Annotated in this window: 12 protein-coding genes; 8 read left to right on the forward strand and 4 right to left on the reverse strand. The window is 73.9% G+C overall.

The window, feature by feature from the left end:
- Nucleotides 1–3: 3 nt before the first annotated feature.
- From ACWC94_RS18615 to ACWC94_RS18625, 3 genes are all read left to right on the forward strand, one after another.
- Entirely contained in the window at nt 4–1023 is a 1020-nt protein-coding gene (locus tag ACWC94_RS18615) for a permease (RefSeq protein WP_450797693.1), read from the forward strand.
- Entirely contained in the window at nt 1020–1733 is a 714-nt protein-coding gene (locus ACWC94_RS18620; protein WP_450797694.1) for a TIGR03943 family putative permease subunit, read from the forward strand. The genes ACWC94_RS18615 and ACWC94_RS18620 overlap by 4 nt, the downstream gene beginning before the upstream one ends.
- Before the next feature lie 63 nt (nt 1734–1796).
- Nucleotides 1797–2813 carry a PH domain-containing protein gene (locus ACWC94_RS18625; protein WP_450797695.1) on the forward strand — a complete coding sequence of 339 codons (1017 nt, stop codon included), beginning with the start codon at nt 1797–1799 and terminating at the stop codon, nt 2811–2813.
- A 7-nt stretch (nt 2814–2820) separates the two neighbouring features.
- Here the strand turns inward: ACWC94_RS18625 and ACWC94_RS18630 are convergent, their stop codons facing one another.
- The gene (locus ACWC94_RS18630; RefSeq protein WP_450797696.1) at nt 2821–4866 is read right to left on the reverse strand and encodes an NAD(+) synthase; all 2046 of its coding nucleotides are present in this window, start codon (nt 4864–4866) and stop codon (nt 2821–2823) included.
- A 160-nt stretch (nt 4867–5026) separates the two neighbouring features.
- Between ACWC94_RS18630 and ACWC94_RS18635 the strand changes: the two genes are divergently transcribed.
- Both ACWC94_RS18635 and ACWC94_RS18640 read left to right on the forward strand, forming a co-directional pair.
- Complete coding sequence (locus ACWC94_RS18635; protein ID WP_450797697.1) at nt 5027–5998, forward strand: ATP-binding cassette domain-containing protein; 972 nt, start codon at nt 5027–5029, stop codon at nt 5996–5998.
- The gene (locus ACWC94_RS18640) at nt 5995–6789 is read left to right on the forward strand and encodes an ABC transporter permease (RefSeq protein WP_450797698.1); all 795 of its coding nucleotides are present in this window, start codon (nt 5995–5997) and stop codon (nt 6787–6789) included. Before ACWC94_RS18635 ends, ACWC94_RS18640 begins: the two co-directional genes overlap by 4 nt.
- An 11-nt stretch (nt 6790–6800) precedes the next feature.
- Here the strand turns inward: ACWC94_RS18640 and ACWC94_RS18645 are convergent, their stop codons facing one another.
- Complete coding sequence (locus tag ACWC94_RS18645) at nt 6801–9962, reverse strand: ATP-binding protein (RefSeq protein ID WP_450797700.1); 3162 nt, start codon at nt 9960–9962, stop codon at nt 6801–6803.
- Between the two features lie 283 nt (nt 9963–10245).
- Between ACWC94_RS18645 and ACWC94_RS18650 the strand changes: the two genes are divergently transcribed.
- From ACWC94_RS18650 to ACWC94_RS18660, 3 genes are all read left to right on the forward strand, one after another.
- Nucleotides 10246–10575: an SAV_915 family protein gene (locus ACWC94_RS18650; protein ID WP_450797702.1), complete on the forward strand. Its 330-nt coding sequence runs from the start codon at nt 10246–10248 to the stop codon at nt 10573–10575.
- A gap of 13 nt (nt 10576–10588) precedes the next feature.
- Nucleotides 10589–11914: a diaminopimelate decarboxylase gene (lysA, locus tag ACWC94_RS18655; RefSeq protein ID WP_450797704.1), complete on the forward strand. Its 1326-nt coding sequence runs from the start codon at nt 10589–10591 to the stop codon at nt 11912–11914.
- Nucleotides 11915–12033: 119 nt separating this feature from the next.
- Entirely contained in the window at nt 12034–15180 is a 3147-nt protein-coding gene (locus tag ACWC94_RS18660; protein ID WP_450797706.1) for a BTAD domain-containing putative transcriptional regulator, read from the forward strand.
- Nucleotides 15181–15215: 35 nt separating this feature from the next.
- Here the strand turns inward: ACWC94_RS18660 and ACWC94_RS18665 are convergent, their stop codons facing one another.
- Nucleotides 15216–16046, reverse strand: coding sequence for an ABC transporter permease (locus tag ACWC94_RS18665; protein ID WP_450797708.1), 831 nt, complete (start codon nt 16044–16046; stop codon nt 15216–15218).
- The gene (locus ACWC94_RS18670; RefSeq protein ID WP_450797710.1) at nt 16043–17026 is read right to left on the reverse strand and encodes an ATP-binding cassette domain-containing protein; all 984 of its coding nucleotides are present in this window, start codon (nt 17024–17026) and stop codon (nt 16043–16045) included. The genes ACWC94_RS18665 and ACWC94_RS18670 overlap by 4 nt, the downstream gene beginning before the upstream one ends.
- Nucleotides 17027–17091: the final 65 nt, after the last annotated feature.

Genomic DNA, 17091 nt, shown 5'->3' on the forward strand with positions numbered 1-17091 from the left:
CCCGTGGCCATCACCGAAGACGCGCCGCCCGGCGCGGACGTCGCCCCCGCCGACGTCGCCCCCGGCCGGGACGGCCACCGCCTCAGCTCCCCCCTCGTACTGACGCTGGCACTGCTGCTGGCGGTGCTCGCCCAGTCCCCGATCCGCGGGCTCCTCGGCACCCCGGCGATGCAGAGCTGGATGACGGTGTTCGTCGCGGTGACCGTGCAGGCGCTGCCCTTCCTGGTGCTCGGCGTGCTGCTGTCGGCGGCGCTCGCGGTGTTCGTGCCGCCGTCGTTCTTCGCCCGCGCCCTCCCGCGCCGCCCCGCCCTCGCCGTGCCCGTCGCCGGGATCGCCGGAGCGGTCCTGCCGGGCTGCGAGTGCGCGTCGGTACCGGTCGCCGGGGCGCTGGTGCGCAGGGGCGTGACCCCGGCCGCCGCCCTCGCCTTCCTCCTCTCCGCCCCCGCCATCAACCCGATCGTGCTGACCGCCACCGCCGTCGCCTTCCCACGGAACCCGGAGATGGTGCTCGGCCGGTTCCTGGCGAGCCTGCTGGTGGCGTGCGTGATGGGCTGGCTGTGGCAGCGGCTGGGCCGCACCGACTGGCTGCGCCCGCCGGCCCACGGCGCGCACGAGGGCGCGACGAAGGGGGAGGCGTTCTGGAACTCGGTGCGGCACGACACCATGCACGCCGGCGGGTTCCTGGTGCTGGGCGCGATGGCGGCGGCCACGCTGAAGGCGGCGGTCCCGGCGGACTGGCTGCGCACGGCGGCCGGAAACCCCGTCTTCTCCGTGCTCGCCCTCGCCGTCCTGGCCGTACTGCTGTCCATCTGCTCGGAGGCGGACGCGTTCGTCGCGGCCTCCCTCACCCAGTTCTCTCCGACGGCCAAGCTGGTGTTCCTGGTGGTGGGGCCGATGATCGACCTCAAGCTGTTCGCGATGCAGGCCGGCACCTTCGGCCGTACCTTCGCCCTCCGCTTCGCCCCCGCCACCTTCGCGCTGGCCGTCGCGGGCGCCGCACTGACCTCGGCGGTGCTGCTGTGAACCGCCAGGCCCAGGCCGCCGTCCTGTTCCTGCTCGGCGCCGCCCTGCTGCACGCGGGCAGTACCGGCCTCTACCTCCGTTACGTCAAGGAAGGCCTGCGCCCGCTGCTGCTGGCCTCGGGCGTGGTCCTCGTGCTGGCCGCGGTGGCGACGGTCTGGTACGAGCGCCGGCGCGCCAAGTCCGCCACCGAGGAGCACGGTCACCCCGAACCCCGGATCTCCTGGCTCCTGTTGCTCCCTCTCCTGGCCCTCATCCTCATCGCCCCGCCCGCCCTGGGCTCCTACAGCGCCGTGCGCTCCGGTACGGCCCTGCAGAAGCCGTACGCCCTCGGCCCGCTGCCCGGTGGCGACCCGGTGCCGCTCTCCGTGGTCGACTACGCCTCCCGCGCGGCCTACGGCCACGGCCGCTCCCTGCACGGCCGCCCGGTCCGCGTCACCGGCTTCCTCGCCCTGGACCGCTCGGGCGCGCCGTACCTGGTCCGCATGGCCCTCAACTGCTGTGCGGCGGACGCCCAGCCGGTGAAGATCGCCCTGACCGGCACCCTGCCGCCGGTGCTGCGGCCGGACGCCTGGCTGGAGGTCACCGGCACCTACAGTCCCCGCCTGAGCCGCGACCCCGTCAACGACGGTCCCATCCCCTATCTGAAGGTCACCTCGGCGAAGCCGGTGCCGGTGCCGCACGACCCGTATGACGAGACCTGGAACAACTGACCCGCGGAACGTTGCCGGGTTCCGTACAGGACCGGCCGGGCCGGCGCGGGAAGAATCCCGGGCATGAACAGCAGGTTCGGTGGTGCGGCGGTGTGTGCGCTGCTGTTGGTGTGCGCGGGAGTGGCCGCCTGGTTCGTGCCGGCGGTCACCGAGGACGAGCGGGCGTGGCACGCGGCGCGGCCCTGTGCGGCCGGGGCGGGCGGGGACGACTGTCTGAGGACCGTCCCGGCCGTGATCGAGCGGACGGAACCGCACCAGCCGAAGAAGAGCAGCTACCTGTACTTCACCGGCGGACGGCCGACGGCCGGGCTGGAGGTGTCGTTCGAGGCCGCCGAGTCGTTCGAGGCCGGTGACCGGGTCGAGCTGACCTACTGGCGGGGGCGGGTGATGACGGTCTCCGGGAGGCACTACGTCTGGCACGAGCACGTGGTCACCGGGGGCAGCCTGGCCGTCCTCGCCGCCGGGCTCGCGCTGGGCGCCGGGTACCCGGGGGCGCGGCTGCTGGTGCGGCTGCGCGGGCGCCGACGGCCGCGGGACGAGGTGCCGCCGTCGTCGCTGCCGTTCCTCGTCCCCGTCACCGGCACCGCCGTATGGCTGCTGCCGCTGTGCCACCGGTATCCCACGTCGCTGTTCGGGTCCACGGCGGCGGTCACCTGGTGGGCCGTCGGCGCGGTCGTCAGCCTCGGGCTGTCCGGCTGGGCCTGGCGGGCGACCCGCGTCCGTGTGCCCGGCGAGGCCGCCGTACGTGAACCCGCCGGTGCGGAGGACGTGTTCGTGCGGGCGCGGTTCCTGGAGCCCACCGCGTACAACCCGCACCTCTTCGGCACCCACATCGTCCTCGGAGCCGACGGGCCCGCCGTGACGCCCCACTCCGGGCCGGGCCGCTTCGGGGCGAGGACGATCCCCGCCGAGCGGCTGACCGTGAAGTCGGTACGGCGGGCCCGGGGAGAGGAGGGGGAGCTCGTTCCGCACAGCTGGCACATCGCCGAACTCGACGACGGGGGGCGGCCGGTGCGGCTGGCTGCCGATCCGGCCGACCTCGCGTTGGTGCTGCGTTCGCTGTCCGCGGTGCGCGGTTGAGGGGCGCCTAGGGGGTTTCCTTCAGGTCGAACCGCTCCAGATCCCGCAGCCACGCCTGGGCGGTGCCGTCCGAAGGAGCCCGCCAGTCACCGCGCGGTGACAGCGAACCGCCTGCCGAGACCTTCGGGCCGTTCGGCATGGCGGAGCGCTTGAACTGGGAGAACGCGAAGAAGCGGCGGATGAAGACCTCCAGCCAGTGGCGGATCTGGGTGAGGTCGTAGGAGCCCCGGTCGGCCTCCGGGAAGCCGGGGGGCCAGGCGCCGGCCTCCCGGTCGTGCCAGGCGTGCCAGGCGAGGAAGGCGATCTTCGACGGGCGGAAGCCGTAGCGCAGGACGTGGAAGAGGGTGAAGTCGTGCAGCGCGTACGGGCCGATCTTCGACTCGGTGGACTGCATCTCCTCACCGGGGACGAGTTCGGGGCTGATCTCCGTGTCCAGGATCGCGGCCAGGATCTTGCCGGTCTCCTCGTCGAACTGCTCGCTGCTGATGACCCAGCGGATCAGGTGCTGGATCAGCGTCTTCGGCACGCCGGAGTTGACGTTGTAGTGGCTCATCTGGTCGCCGACGCCGTACGTGGACCAGCCGAGCGCCAGCTCGGAGAGGTCACCGGTGCCGAGCACGATGCCGCCGCGCTGGTTGGCCAGCCGGAACAGGTAGTCGGTGCGCAGGCCCGCCTGGACGTTCTCGAAGGTGACGTCGTACGCCGGCTCGCCGGAGGCGAAGGGGTGGCCGATCTCCTTGAGCATCAGACGGGCGGTCGGCGTGATGTCCAGCTCGGCCGCGGTGACACCGAGGGCCCGCATCAGCCGGTGGGCGTTGTCCTTGGTGTGGTCGCTGGTGGCGAAGCCGGGCAGGGTGAAGGCGAGGATGTCGCCGCGCGGGCGGCCGGCGCGGTCCATGGCGCGGGCGGCGACGATCAGCGCGTGCGTGGAGTCCAGGCCGCCGGAGACGCCGATGACGACCTTGGGGCCGCCGATGGACGCGAGACGCTGCTGCAACCCCGCGACCTGGATGTTGTACGCCTCGTAGCAGTCCAGGGCGAGGCGCTCGGCGTCGGCGGGCACGAAGGGGAAGCGTTCCAGGCGCCGGCGCAGCCCGAGATCGGTGGTGGCCGGCGGGGCGAGGGCGAAGGACACCGTCCGGAAGTCGGCGGTCCGTGCGCCGTGGGTACGGCGGTTCTCGCCGAACGTCCCCATCCGCTGCCGCTCCTGCCGCAGCAGGTCGAGGTCGACGTCGGCCACCGCGTACTGCTCGCCGAGCGGGAACCTCTCGGTCTCGGCCAGCAGGACCCCGTTCTCGTAGATCAGGGTCTGGCCGTCCCAGGACAGGTCGGTGGTCGACTCGCCGAGGCCGGCCGCCGCGTAGACGTACGCGGCCAGGCAGCGCGAGGACGCCGAGCGGCACAGCAGCTTGCGGTCCTCGGCCCGGCCGACCGTGATGGGGCTGCCGGAGAGGTTGACCAGGACGGTCGCGCCGGCCAGCGCCGCCTCCGCGCTCGGCGGCACCGGCACCCACATGTCCTCGCAGATCTCCGCGTGCAGGACCAGACCGGGCACGTCCGCCGCCGCGAACAGCAGATCCACGCCGAAGGGCACGTCGGCGCCGCCGAGCCGGATCGTTCCGCCACGCTCGTCGTCGCCCCCGGCGATCTGCCGGCGCTCGTAGAACTCCCGGTAGTTCGGCGGGTACGACTTCGGTACGACGCCGAGGATCCGGCCGCGGTGCACGATCACCGCGCAGTTGAAGATCCGGTCGCGGTGGCGCAGCGGGGCCCCGACGACCAGGACCGGCAGCAGGTCCGCCGACTCGGCCACGATCGTGGCGAGCGCCGTCACGACGTCGTCGAGCAGGGCGTCCTGCAGCAGCAGGTCGTCGATGGCGTACCCGGACAGGCCGAGCTCCGGGAACACGGCGACGGCGACGCCCTCCTCGGCGCACCGCCGCGCATGGCGCAGGACCGCCTCCGCGTTGGCGGACGGGTCGGCGATGACGGTGTGGCCCGTGCACGCGGCGACGCGCGCGAAGCCGTGCTGGTAGATCGACCAGAAGCTCAACGGGACCTCTTTCCGAAGCGACTTTCCTATGAGAGGAAGCCTAAAGGCCGGGCCGGCACGCACCCCCTCACCTGCGGGTTTCAGGGTGCCGCGGCCCCGCCTGGCGGACTGAAACCCGGCTGAGGCCGTTCTGAACCGCCCGGGCGGCAGTCTCTGCGGCATGACGACGACGGACCAGGAACTCGCGATCGCGGCCACCGGGCTGCGCAAGTCCTACGGGGACAAGACCGTCCTCGACGGCATCGACATCCACGTGCCCACCGGGACGGTCTTCTCCCTCCTCGGGCCGAACGGCGCCGGCAAGACCACGGCGGTCGGCATCCTGTCCACCCTGATCTCCGCCGACGGCGGCCGGGCACGGATCGCCGGGCACCATCTGACCGACGAGGCCCAGGCGGTCCGGGCGGCCATCGGGGTCACCGGCCAGTTCTCGGCGGTGGACGGCCTGATCACCGGCGAGGAGAACATGCTGCTGATGGCCGACCTGCACCACCTCTCCCGGCGGAAGGGCCGGCAGGTCACCGCCGAACTGCTGGAGCGCTTCGACCTGGTCGAGGCCGCGAAGAAGCCCGCCTCCACCTACTCCGGCGGCATGAAGCGCCGCCTGGACATCGCCATGACCCTGGTGGGCAGCCCGCGGATCATCTTCCTCGACGAGCCGACCACCGGCCTCGACCCGCGCTCCCGCCACACCATGTGGCAGATCATCCGTGAGCTGGTCTCCGGCGGTACGACCGTCTTCCTCACCACCCAGTACCTGGACGAGGCCGACCAGCTGGCCGACCGCATCGCGGTGCTCAACGGCGGCAAGCTGGTCGCCGAGGGCAGTGCCGGGGAGCTGAAGCGGCTGGTGCCCGGCGGCCATGTACGGCTGCGCTTCGCCGACCCGGTGGCGTACGAGGGCGCGGTCACCGCACTGCGCGAGGTCACCCGGGACGACCAGGCGCTCACCCTGCAGATCCCCAGCGACGGCACCCAGCGCGAGCTGCGCGCCATCCTCGACTGGCTCGACGCCGCCGGTGTCGAGGCCGACGAACTGTCCGTGCACACCCCGGACCTGGACGACGTGTTCTTCGCCCTGACCGGCAATTCCGCACCTTCCCAGCCCACCGCCAAGGAGACCGTCCGATGAGTGCCGCCGCCCCCCACGCCGTCCGCGACAACCTCACCATGCTGCGGCGCAACCTCCTGCACGCCCGCCGCTACCCCTCCCTCACCCTGAACCTCCTGCTCACCCCGGTCATCCTGCTGCTGCTGTTCGTGTACGTCTTCGGTGACGTGATGAGCGCCGGCATCGGCGGCCACGCCGACCGCTCCCGGTACATCGCCTACCTGGTCCCCGGCATCCTGATGATGACCATCGGCGGCACCGCGATCGGCACCGCGGTGTCCGTGGCCACCGACATGACCGAGGGCATCATGGCCCGCTTCCGCACCATGGCGATCTCCCGCGCCTCCGTCCTGATCGGGCATGTGGCCGGCAGCGTGATCCAGATCCTGATGTCCCTGGCGCTCGTGCTGGGCATCGGCCTCGCCATCGGCTTCCGGCCGAACGCGACACCGCTGGAGTGGATCCTGGCCGTCGGACTGCTGGCGCTGGTCAGCATCGCGATGACCTGGATCGCGGTCGGCATGGGCCTGGCGAGCCCCAACGCCGAGGGCGCCAGCAACCTGGGAATGCCGCTGATCATGCTGCCCTTCCTGGGCAGCGCCTTCGTGCCGGTGCACCTCATGCCGAGCTGGTTCCGCTGGTTCGCCGAGTACCAGCCCTTCACCCCCGCCATCGAGACCCTGCGCGGGCTGCTGCTGGGCAGCGGGATCGGCACGAAGAACGCGGTCCTGGCCGTCGCCTGGTGCCTGGGCCTGACCGTGCTGGGCCACCTGTGGTCCAAGGCGCAGTTCAACCGCGAGCCGCGTCGGTGAGGCCGGGCGGCTCACCCGCCGGTCAGCTCCCGCAGCGCCTCCGCCCGCAACTCCTCCCGTCCCAGGGCGGCGTACCTCGACCTCGCGTCGGCGTACGCCGCCCTGTCGGCGCGCTCGGCCGCTTCCCGGGAGCGGGTCAGGGACAGGGTGGGGAACTCCCGCACCGCCGGCATCCGCTCCGCGAGCGCCAGCAGCCGTACGGCTCCCCGCTCGCCCCGGGCCAGCCCGGCGAAGCCGAGCGCCAGCAACACCGTGCCGTACACTGGAAGTTCCACCGGAGCGCCGTCGGCCGCGGCGCCGTCCGCCGGGGCGGCGGACAGCATGCCGAGCAGCCGTTCGAGCAGTTCCCCGGCGAGGCGGGCCACCGGCTCCAGCCGGCCGGCCTGCGCGTGCGCCGCCAGCGCGGCCGACCGCACCTCCAGCGACCACGGATCCAAGAACGGGTCACCGGGATACAGCAGGCTGCCCTCCCGTATGCGCTCCACCGCCCGGCGCCACAGCCCGAGCCCGACCTCGGTCAGGCCCCGGGCCAGTGCGATCTCCGCCCGCGCCGGCAGATCGGAGCTGAAGACCTGGGCGGACTCCGACGGCCGGTCGAGCGCCGCGAGCCCCAGCCAGTACTCCGCCTCATCGATCTCCCCGAGCTGCAGGCAGGCCAGCACCAGCCCCCCGTGCACCCCGACCGAGTCCGACCAGTCGCCGGTCCGGCTGAACTCGGCGAGCGCGCCCAGCGCGGCGCGCAGATGGTCGTACGCCTCCGCGCCCCGCTCGGACTGCAGGCACAGTTCGCTGAGCCGCCCGTGACTGAGCACCGTCATGGTCGGGTTGCCGAACGGTTCCAGCGCGTCCCGCATCCGCCGGGCGTGGACCAGCGCGCGTTCCGTGTCGTGCTGCGCCTCCCACACATAGCTCGCGACGCACGCCGCGACACCCGCCAGCAGGGGCTCGTCGGAGTCGCACAGTTCCTGCAGCCGCGCGTAGTGCGGCGGGTGGATGTCGGGGACCGCGCACAGGACGACGGCCAGCGCCCGTATCAGGGTGTCCGGCGGCGCGGGCGGCAGCCGGCGCAGGGTGGCCAACTGCCGTACGGCGTGCGGGCCGCGGCCCATGAAGAGGCTGGCCGTGCACACGGCCGCCGCGCTGCGGGTCGTCTCGACGTCCTCGGGGTGCCGCGGTCCGGGGCGGAACCGGGACAGCGGCCCGCCGGTCTCGGCGACGAGCGCGGCGAGCCGGGGGTAGTTGGAGTCGGTCGCCCACAGGGAGGCCAGTACGGCCGTGACGGCGGCCGTGGTGGGGCCGTCGGCGCGGGCCAGGGCGTGCCGCAGGGCCAGGACCAGGTTGTCCTGCTCGTCCCGGATGCGGAGCCAGGCGGGCACGGGGGCGCGACTGAACAGCACGTCGTGGTGGTCCCGTCCGAAGTCCCGCGCCCAGGCGAGGAACCGGTCGGTCACCGCCTGCTCCTCGTCGGCCTCGGCGCGCTTGGCCGAGCCGAACTCCCGCAGTGTCTCCAGCATGTGGAAGCGCACCCCGGACGGGCTGTCGCCCACCTTGATCAGTGACTGGCCGGCCAGCTGCTCCAGCAGCTCCAACGTGTCCCCGGTGTCGCCGAGCACGTACTGCGCCGCGTCCTCGGTGAAGCCGCCGGGGAACACGGACAGGGCGCACAGGGCGGCCCGGCCGTCGGGTTCCAGCAGGTTCCAGCTCCAGTCGACCACCGCCCGCAGGGTGCGGTGCCGTTCGGGTGCGTCGCGGGCGCCGCCGCGCAGCAGCGTGAACCGGTCCCGCAGCCGGCGCGAGATGTCGGCCACGGACAGCACCCGTACCCGGGCCGCGGCCAGCTCCACGGCGAGCGGCAGCCCGTCCAGGTGCCGGCAGATCTCGGCGACCGCCTGCGCGGGCAGCTCCACACCGGGGCGGGCGGCGCGCGCCCGCTGGGTGAAGAGCTCCGCCGAGGTCGCCTGGGACAGCTCCGGCAGGGCGTACACGGACTCCGAGGTCAGCCCCAGCGGGGCCCGGCTGGTGGCCAGGATCCGCAGTTCCCTCGAGCGTGACACCAGCGCCTGGACGAGAGCCGCCGCACCCGCGATCACCTGCTCGCAGTTGTCCAGCACCAGCAGCACGGGCCCGGTGCCGAGCGCGCCGATGATGCCGCTCACCGCGTCCCCGCCGCCCGGGTACTGGCGGCTCTCCGCGGCGCCGACCGCCGAGGCCACCTCGCCGACCACGTCGGCGTCGGCGGTGACACCGGCCAGGGCGACGAAGTGCACCACGGGCTGCTCGGCCGCCCGGCTCACCGCGTGCGAGAGCCGGGTCTTGCCCAGCCCGCCGGGGCCGACCACGGTGACCACCCGGGCCGCGCGCAGCAGCCCGGCCACGGCGGCGATGTCGGCGTCCCGGCCCAGCAGCGGGTTCGGCTCGTGCGGCACGCCGTGGCGGACCGGCGGTGCGTCCGCGCTCAGCAACTCCTGGTGGACCCGCTTGAGCCGGGGGCCGGGGTCGGTGCCCAGATCGTCCCGGAGCCGGCGGCGGTAGGCGTCGTAGCGGGTCAGTGCCGCGGCCCGCCCCGCGGTGGCGGCCTCGCAGCGCAGCAGCTCCGCCAGCACCTCCTCGTCCCGCGGCAGTTCCTGGGCGAGTTCGGCCAGGGGTGCCGCGGCCTCCTCGGGCCGGCCCAGCCGGGCGAGGGCGAGGGCCCGGGAGCGGACCAGCGAGCGGTGCGCCCGGACCCGGCCGGCACGCAACGCCACCACCGGGTCGTGCAGGTCCTCTCCCGCCGCGGCACCCACGCTTCCGTCCCACAGCGCCAGTCCGGCCTCGGCCTCGGCCAGCGCGCCGCCGTGGTCCCCGGCCCGCGCGCGCTCGGCGCTCGCCGCCTCGCGCAGCAGCAGCGCGGACGCGTCGACCTGCGTCTCGTCCAGAGCCAGCCGGTACCCGGCCGGGGTGCTCACGACCAGGTCGGCACCCAGCAGGCCCCTGAGCCGCGACACCAGGATCTGCACCGCCTTGCCCGGCCGCTCGGGCAGCTCGTCCGCCCACAGCCCCTCCACGAGCCGGCCCGTGCTGCAGCCGGTGCACAGATCCTCCGCGAGCAGCGCGAGCAGCCCGCGCAGCCGGGGTGCGGTGATCTCCCGCCCACGGCAGGCGACTCGGGACAGCAGGATCAGCTCGGTCGTCACGTCCCGAAGGGTAACCAGGCGCCTGGCCGAGGGCGTCCGTCGCGTCGTGCGGCCGGGGTTCGTCGCGGCTGATCGCGCGGTTCCCGCGTCCCCCTGCCCCGCTCCGGTGCCGTCAGCATGTCGTCAAGGGCGTCCGGAACGCCGTAAACGTCCCGTCAGGACACCTCCGGCACGCCCCGGCACCCCCGGCCTGCGGGCATACCGTCGACACCGCGCCCCGGCACCGCCTCCCCGCGCCCGGGGCCCCAGATCCCTCGCTCCCTGCCGACCCGGGAGGCCCCCCATGGCAGAACTCCGTTACGGCGAAGACCCCGAGCCCTCCGATCCGTTCCCGGCCGGACCCCTGTACGTCCCGGTCCGGCCGGGTCCCTCCGGGTGTGCGGCCCGGCTCTTCCGCACCCCGCTCGGCGACCGTACGGCCGTCGGCTTCACCACCGAGCGCCGGCTGACCGTCACCCTCGGCCCCGGCCAGCCGTGGATCCGCCTCGCCGAACCCGCCCTGCGCGCGCTGACCGCGCCGCTCGGTGTCACCGCCCTCACGGTGGACCCGCAGTTCACCGCCCCGGCCGCCACACCGGTCACATCCGAGTTGCCCGCGCTGCGGGTCGCCTGAGGGGGAGGACACGATGACCACGGTTCACGAACCCGCCACCGCCACCGACCTGTTGCTGTGGCCCGCCTCCACCACCGGGGCGCCGCACGGCGACCTCGCCGTCGGCGGCGTACCGCTCGCCGAGATCGCCGACCGCTTCGGCACCCCCGTCTACGTCCTGGACGAGGCCGAGGTCCGCGACCGCTGCCGCACCTATGTGAACGCCTTCCCCGACGCCGAAGTCCTCTACGCCGCCAAGGCGTTCCTGTGCCGGGCCATGGCCCACTGGACGGCCGAGGAGGGCCTCGGTCTCGACGTCTGCTCCGCGGGCGAGCTCGAACTCGCCGTCACCACCGGCTTCCCGCCCGAGCGGATCGTGCTGCACGGCAACGCCAAGTCCCCACGCGACCTGGACACCGCGCTGCGTCTCGGCGTCGGCCGGATCGTCATCGACAGCCCCGCCGAGATCGCTCGGCTGGCCGCCGCCGTCGGCCCGGACGGCCACCAGAAGGTCATGGTCCGGGTCGTCCCCGGTATCAGTGCGGGCGGCCACGAGAAGATCCGCACCGGCACGGACGACCAGAAGTTCGGCCTGTCCATCGCCGACGGCTACGCCCAGCACGCCATCACCCGCATCCTCGACCAGCCGCAGCTCGAACTCACCGGCCTGCACTGCCACCTGGGCTCCCAGATCACCAGCGTCAAGCCGTACCTCGTCGCCGTACGCCGACTGGTCGGCCTGATGGCCCGCCTGTACGAGCAGCACGGCCTGGTCCTGCCCGAACTCGACCTCGGGGGCGGTCACGGCATCGCCTACCGCCCCGGCGACCAGGCCCTGGACCTGACGGCGCTGGCCCGCCGGGTCCGCGCGGAACTCGCCGGCGCGTGCGCCACGGCCGGACTGCCGGTGCCCCGTCTGATCATCGAGCCGGGCCGGGCGATCGCGGGCCCCGCCGGGATCGCCCTGTACCGCGTCCTGTCGGTGAAGCGCACGGGCGACCACGTCTTCGTCGCCGTCGACGGCGGCATGAGCGACAACCCGCGCCCGGCCCTGTACGGCGTCCGGTACGCACCACGCCTGATCGGCCGGACCGGCACGGCGGACCGCGCCCGGGTCACCGTCGTGGGCCGGCACTGCGAGGCGGGCGACGTCCTGGCCGCCGACGTGGAACTGCCCGCCGGACTCCGCCCCGGTGACCTGCTCGCCGTCCCCGTGGCAGGCGCCTACCAGCTGTCCATGGCCTCCGGCTACAACCTGGTCGGCCGCCCGCCCGTGGTGGCCGTACGCGACGGCCGGGCCCGCCTCCTGGTCCGCCGCGAGTCCCTGGAGGACATCCGCCGCCGCGACGTGGGTCTGTAGGCCGTCGAGCACAGCGCGGCGCCCGGGGCTCCGCGCGGCTGCCGTCTCCCGGGGCTTTACCGGGCAGGGGCTGTGCTGGATGCTGGGGCGGTCGTCGGTCGATCTCGGGGGAAAGCGCCGTGCGCATAGTTCTGCTGGGCCCTGTCCAGGTGCACAGACACGGGGAGGGCGCAGACGGTGCGCCGCCGGCCGCCGTCTCGGGGGCCCGGCTGCGCATGCTGTTCGCCCGGCTCGCCCTGGAGGCGGGGCGGCCGGTGTCCGTGGACGCGTTGGTCGGCGGACTGTGGGGCGAGGACCCGCCGGCCGAGGCGGGCAACGCGCTGCAGTCCCTGGTGTCCCGGCTGCGCAGGGCGCTGGGCGGCGCGGCCCGGGTGGAGTCCGCCGCCGGGGGCTACCGGCTCACCGCGGACGAGGGGATGGAGGTCGATGCCGCCCGGTTCGAGGACCTGGCCGCCGAAGGGCGCAAGCGGTGCGCGGAGGGCCACCACGACGAGGCGGCGGCCGTGCTGCGCGAGGCGCTGGGACTGTGGCAGGGCGAGGCCCTCGCCGACGTACGGGAGGCGCCCTTCGCCGCCGCTGTCGTCACCCGCCTCGACGATCTGCGGATCGCGGCGTCCCAGGACCTCTTCGAGGCCGAGCTGCGGCTCGGCCGGCACGCGGAGATCCTCGCCGACCTGGGCACGGCGGTGGCCGCCAACCCGCTGAGCGAGCGCCTGGCCGAGCTGCGGATGCGGGCCCTGTGGGCGGCGGGCCGCCAGTCGGACGCGCTCGCGGCGTACGAGGAGATCCGCGAGCGGCTCGCCGACGAACTGGGCGTCGATCCGTCGGCCGGTCTCCGGGAGACCCATCTCGCCTTGCTGCGCGGCGAGTTGGAGCGTCCGGCGGCGGCCCGGCCGCACGCGGTGGCGAACCGGCTGCCGGCCCGGCTGACCAGCTTCGTCGGCCGCGAACGTGAACTGTCCCAGCTGGCCGCGCTGATGGCCGCGTCCCGCCTGGTCACCATCGTCGGCCCGGGCGGCGCGGGCAAGACCCGGCTGTCCCTCGAAGCCGTCGGCCGGGACCGGGCCCAGGAACGCGGTCGCGTCTGGTTCGTGCCGCTCGCCGGGGTCGGGGCGCCCGGCCAACTGGCCGACGCCGTCCTCGGCGCGGTCGGCTCCACCGACGGTGGCCTCTACGACGCCGGGCGCGCCCCGGGCGCCGCACCGGCCGACCGGATGGCGGAGCTCCTCGACATCGGCGACGCCGTCCTCGTCCTCGACAACTGTGAGCACATCGTCGACGCCGTCGCCGAACTCGCCGGTCAGCTCCTTCAGCGGCTGCCGCGGTTGAGGATCCTCGCCAGCAGCAGGGAACCCCTCGCCATCGACGGTGAGGCGCTGTGCCACCTCGGCCCGCTCGACGTCCCCGCCGGCGCGCCGGAGCCCGCCGAGGCGGCACGGTCGGCCGCGGTGCGGCTGTTCGTCGACCGGGCCGCGAGCGTCCGGCCGGGCTTCACGCTCGACCACGCCACGGTCGGTGCCGTGGTCGAGATCTGCCGGCGGCTCGACGGGCTGCCGCTCGCCCTGGAGCTGGCCGCCGCCAAGCTGCGCTCGATGGGTGTCGACCAGATCGCCCGCCGCCTCGACGACCGGTTCCGGCTGCTGACCTCGGGCAGCCGTACGGCCCTGCCGCGCCAGCGCACCCTGCTCGCGGTCGTCGAGTGGAGCTGGGACCTGCTCGACGAACCCGAGCGGATCCTCGCCCGCCGCCTGTCCGCGTTCCCCGGCGGAGCCACGCTCGCCGCCCTCGAAGCGGTCTGCGCGGACGCGGAACTCCCCGCCGACGACGTCCTCTACCTCCTCGACGCGCTCATCGAGAAGTCACTGGTCGACCCCTCGGACACGGGTGACGGCGAGCCGCGCTACCGGATGCTGGAGACCGTACGCGCCTATGCCGCCACCCGGCTCGAAACCTCCGGGGACGACCTCACCGGCCGGTTCGCGCGGTATTTCCTCGCCCTCGCCCAGGAACACGAACCCCGGCTGCGCACCGGCCGGCAGCTCGACGCGATCGCGGTGTTCGACACCGAGCACCCCAATCTGGTGCACGCGCTGCGATCGGCCGTGGACGCCGGGGACGGGGACCTGGCCGCCCGGTTCGTCGGAGCGCTGTCCTGGTACTGGGGTGTGCGCGGCATGAGTTCCCAACTGGACTCGGCGCTGGCCGAGTTGCGTGCCCTCGGCGCCACGCCGCCCCATGCGCGCCCGCCGATCGCGGACGTGGACTCGGCGGGCGCCCGCGAGTTCCACCCGGCCGGGCTGTTCCTGCGGATCTCCCAACTCGCCGGGTCCGACGACGAGTCGGAGACCCCCGAGGCCCGCCTCGCACGCTCGCTCCGGTCGCCCGACCCATGGGTGCGGGCCAGCGCCCACCTCGCGTACGACTTCGTCCTGACCGAGCAGGGCGACCTGCGCACCGGCGAGGCCTCCCGGCAGTCCGCGCTGCGCGGCTTCGAGGAGGTGGGGGACCGCTGGGGCCTGGTGATGAGCCTGCTCCCGATCGGCCGCGACCACTCGCTGCGCGGCGCGTACCCGCAGGCCATCGCCACGTTCGAGCGGGTGGTCGCGCTCAGCTCGGAGCTCGGCACCGACGACTACCTGGACCTGGGCCGGGTCCGTCTGGCGCGCGAACGGCGCCGCAGCGGGGACCTGGCCGGCGCCCGGCGCGACCTGGAGTGGGCCCAGGCCCAGGCCAGGGAGCGGGGTCATCGCCGCCTGGAGGCCAACATCGTGGCGGGCATGGCCAATCTGCACCGCAGGGAAGGGGACCTGGCGGGCGCCGACCGGGTCCTCGACGCGCTGGAGTGGTTCGTCCGCAGCCGGTCCCTCCCCGAGGAACTGGCCCGGGACCTGATCGTCAGCACCCGGATGGAGAACCGGCTGGCCGCAGGCGACGCGGCCGGGGCGCGGGCCCTGCTGCCCGAGGCGGCCGGCGGGCTGCTGGCCCAGGGGGCGGGGGCGGGCCTCGCCTGGGTCGCGGAGCTCCTCGGCGGGTTGCTCGCGCTGGAGGGCGACCCGGTCGGTGCGGCGCGCTCGCTGGGCATGAGCCAGGTGATGCGGGGCGCGTTCGACGAGGGGGAGCCCGAGCTGCGTGAACTCGTCGAGCGGCTGACGGCGCGGCTCGGCGAGCAGGAGTACCGCGCGGCGTTCGAGGAGGGCGCCGCGCTGTCGCGGGCGGACGCGCTGCACCGGCTGGCCGGGGAAGTCGGCCGGCCGGTGCTCTCGTAGCGCCGAAGGGGTCCGCCGTATCGGCGAGTTGCGTGCTAGCCGACGTTCTTGCGGTAGGCGCGCATCGCCAGCGGGAAGAAGACCGCGACCATGCCGGCCATCCAGCCGAGGCTGCCGAGCAGCGGGTTCGCGACGGCGCCGCCGTTGAGCAGACCGCGCACGGTGTCGGCCATCAGGCTGACCGGGTTGACGTCCGACCAGGCCTTCAGCCAGCCCGGCATGGTCCGGTCCGGCACGAACACGCTGCTGGCGAAGGTCAGCGGCAGCACCACGACCGTCATCAGGCCCTGCACGGAACCGGGGGTCTTGGCCAGCATGCCGATGTACACCGACAGCCAGGAGAAGCTGAGCGCGAAACCGATGAGCAGGACCAGCGCGGCGAGCGTGGACAGCGGGTCCGTCCCGATCCGGTAGCCCATGATCAGAGCGAGGACCAGCAGGGTGCCGAGGCAGACCGCGTAGCGCACGAAGTCGGCGAGGACGGCGCCGACGAGCGGTCCCGAGCGGGCGATCGGCATGGACCGGAACCGGTCGAACATTCCGGTGCTCGCATCGGCGTTGAGTGAGACGCCGATGCCGATGCTCGCCTGGAAGACGGTCATCACCATGACCCCTGGTGTGACCATCTGCAGATACGCGTGGTCATGCCCGCCGGAGATGGCGCCGCCGAAGAGGTAGACGAACATCAGCAGGGAGATGACCGGCGTCAGCACCACGTCGGTGAGCTGCAGCGGGGACTTGATGAACTTGGTGGCGCCGCGCCCGGCGAGGGCGAAGCTGTGCCGCAGGGACCGGGCCGCGCCGACGCGCAGGGGGGCGGCGGCCTGGCGGGCGGTGCGGGCGGGGGTGATGGTCTGGGCGCTCATGCCGCGGTCCTCTCGGCGAAGGTGTGGTCGCTCTGCTGGTCGTCGGTGCTGGGGCGGCCGGTCAGGGCCAGGAAGACCTCGTCGAGGCTGGGCAGGCGCAGCCCCATCTCGTCGGCGCCGATGCCGTCGGCCGCCAGCCGGCGGGCCAGGGCGGACACCAGCAGGGGGTCGTCGGCGGGCACGGTCAGCAGCCCGTTCGTTCCGTCCTGGACGGGGGCGGTGCCGGTGAGCTCGGTCAGCATCGCGGCCACCCGGGGCACGTCCTGCGGCAGCGACGGGCGGACCTGGAGGATCTGGCCGCCGACCTGGCGTTTCAGCTCGCCGGGGCGGCCCTCGGCGACCACCCGGCCGCGGTCGAACACCGTGATGCTGTCGGCGAGTTGGTCCGCCTCCTCGAGGTACTGCGTGGTGAGCAGCACCGTGGAGCCGTCGTCGACCAGGCGCCGGACCACGTCCCACACCTCGCCGCGGGCGTGCGGGTCGAGCCCGGTGGTCGGCTCGTCCAGGTACAGCACCTGCGGCCGCCCGACCAGGCTCGCCGCCAGATCCAGCCGGCGGCGCATCCCTCCGGAGAAGGTGCTGATCGGCCGGTTCGCCGCCTCGGTGAGCGAGAACTGCTCCAGGAGTTCGGCGGCCCGTGTCTTCGCCGCCCGCTTCGACAGGTCGAGCAGCCGCCCGAGCAGCACCAGGTTCTCGGTGCCGGACAGGCTCTCGTCGACCGACGCGTACTGCCCGGTGAGCCCGATGAGCTGCCGCACCCGCACCGGGTCCCGCACCACGTCGTGGCCGCCGACGGTGGCCCGGCCGCCGTCCGGCCGCAGCAGCGTCGACAGGATCCGTACGGTGGTGGTCTTGCCCGCCCCGTTCGGCCCCAGCACGCCGATCACCTTGCCGGCCGGCACCTCCAGGTCGACGCCGTCCAGCGCGACCATGTCCCCGTAGCGTTTGACCAGACCCTCGGCCCGGATGGCGTAGGACATCTGTGCCCTCCCGTCTCTTCCCTCGTCCGCTCGTGCGGCCCTCGCCGCTCTCGATGAGGAAGACG

Source organism: Streptomyces sp. NPDC001135 (assembly GCF_053598395.1).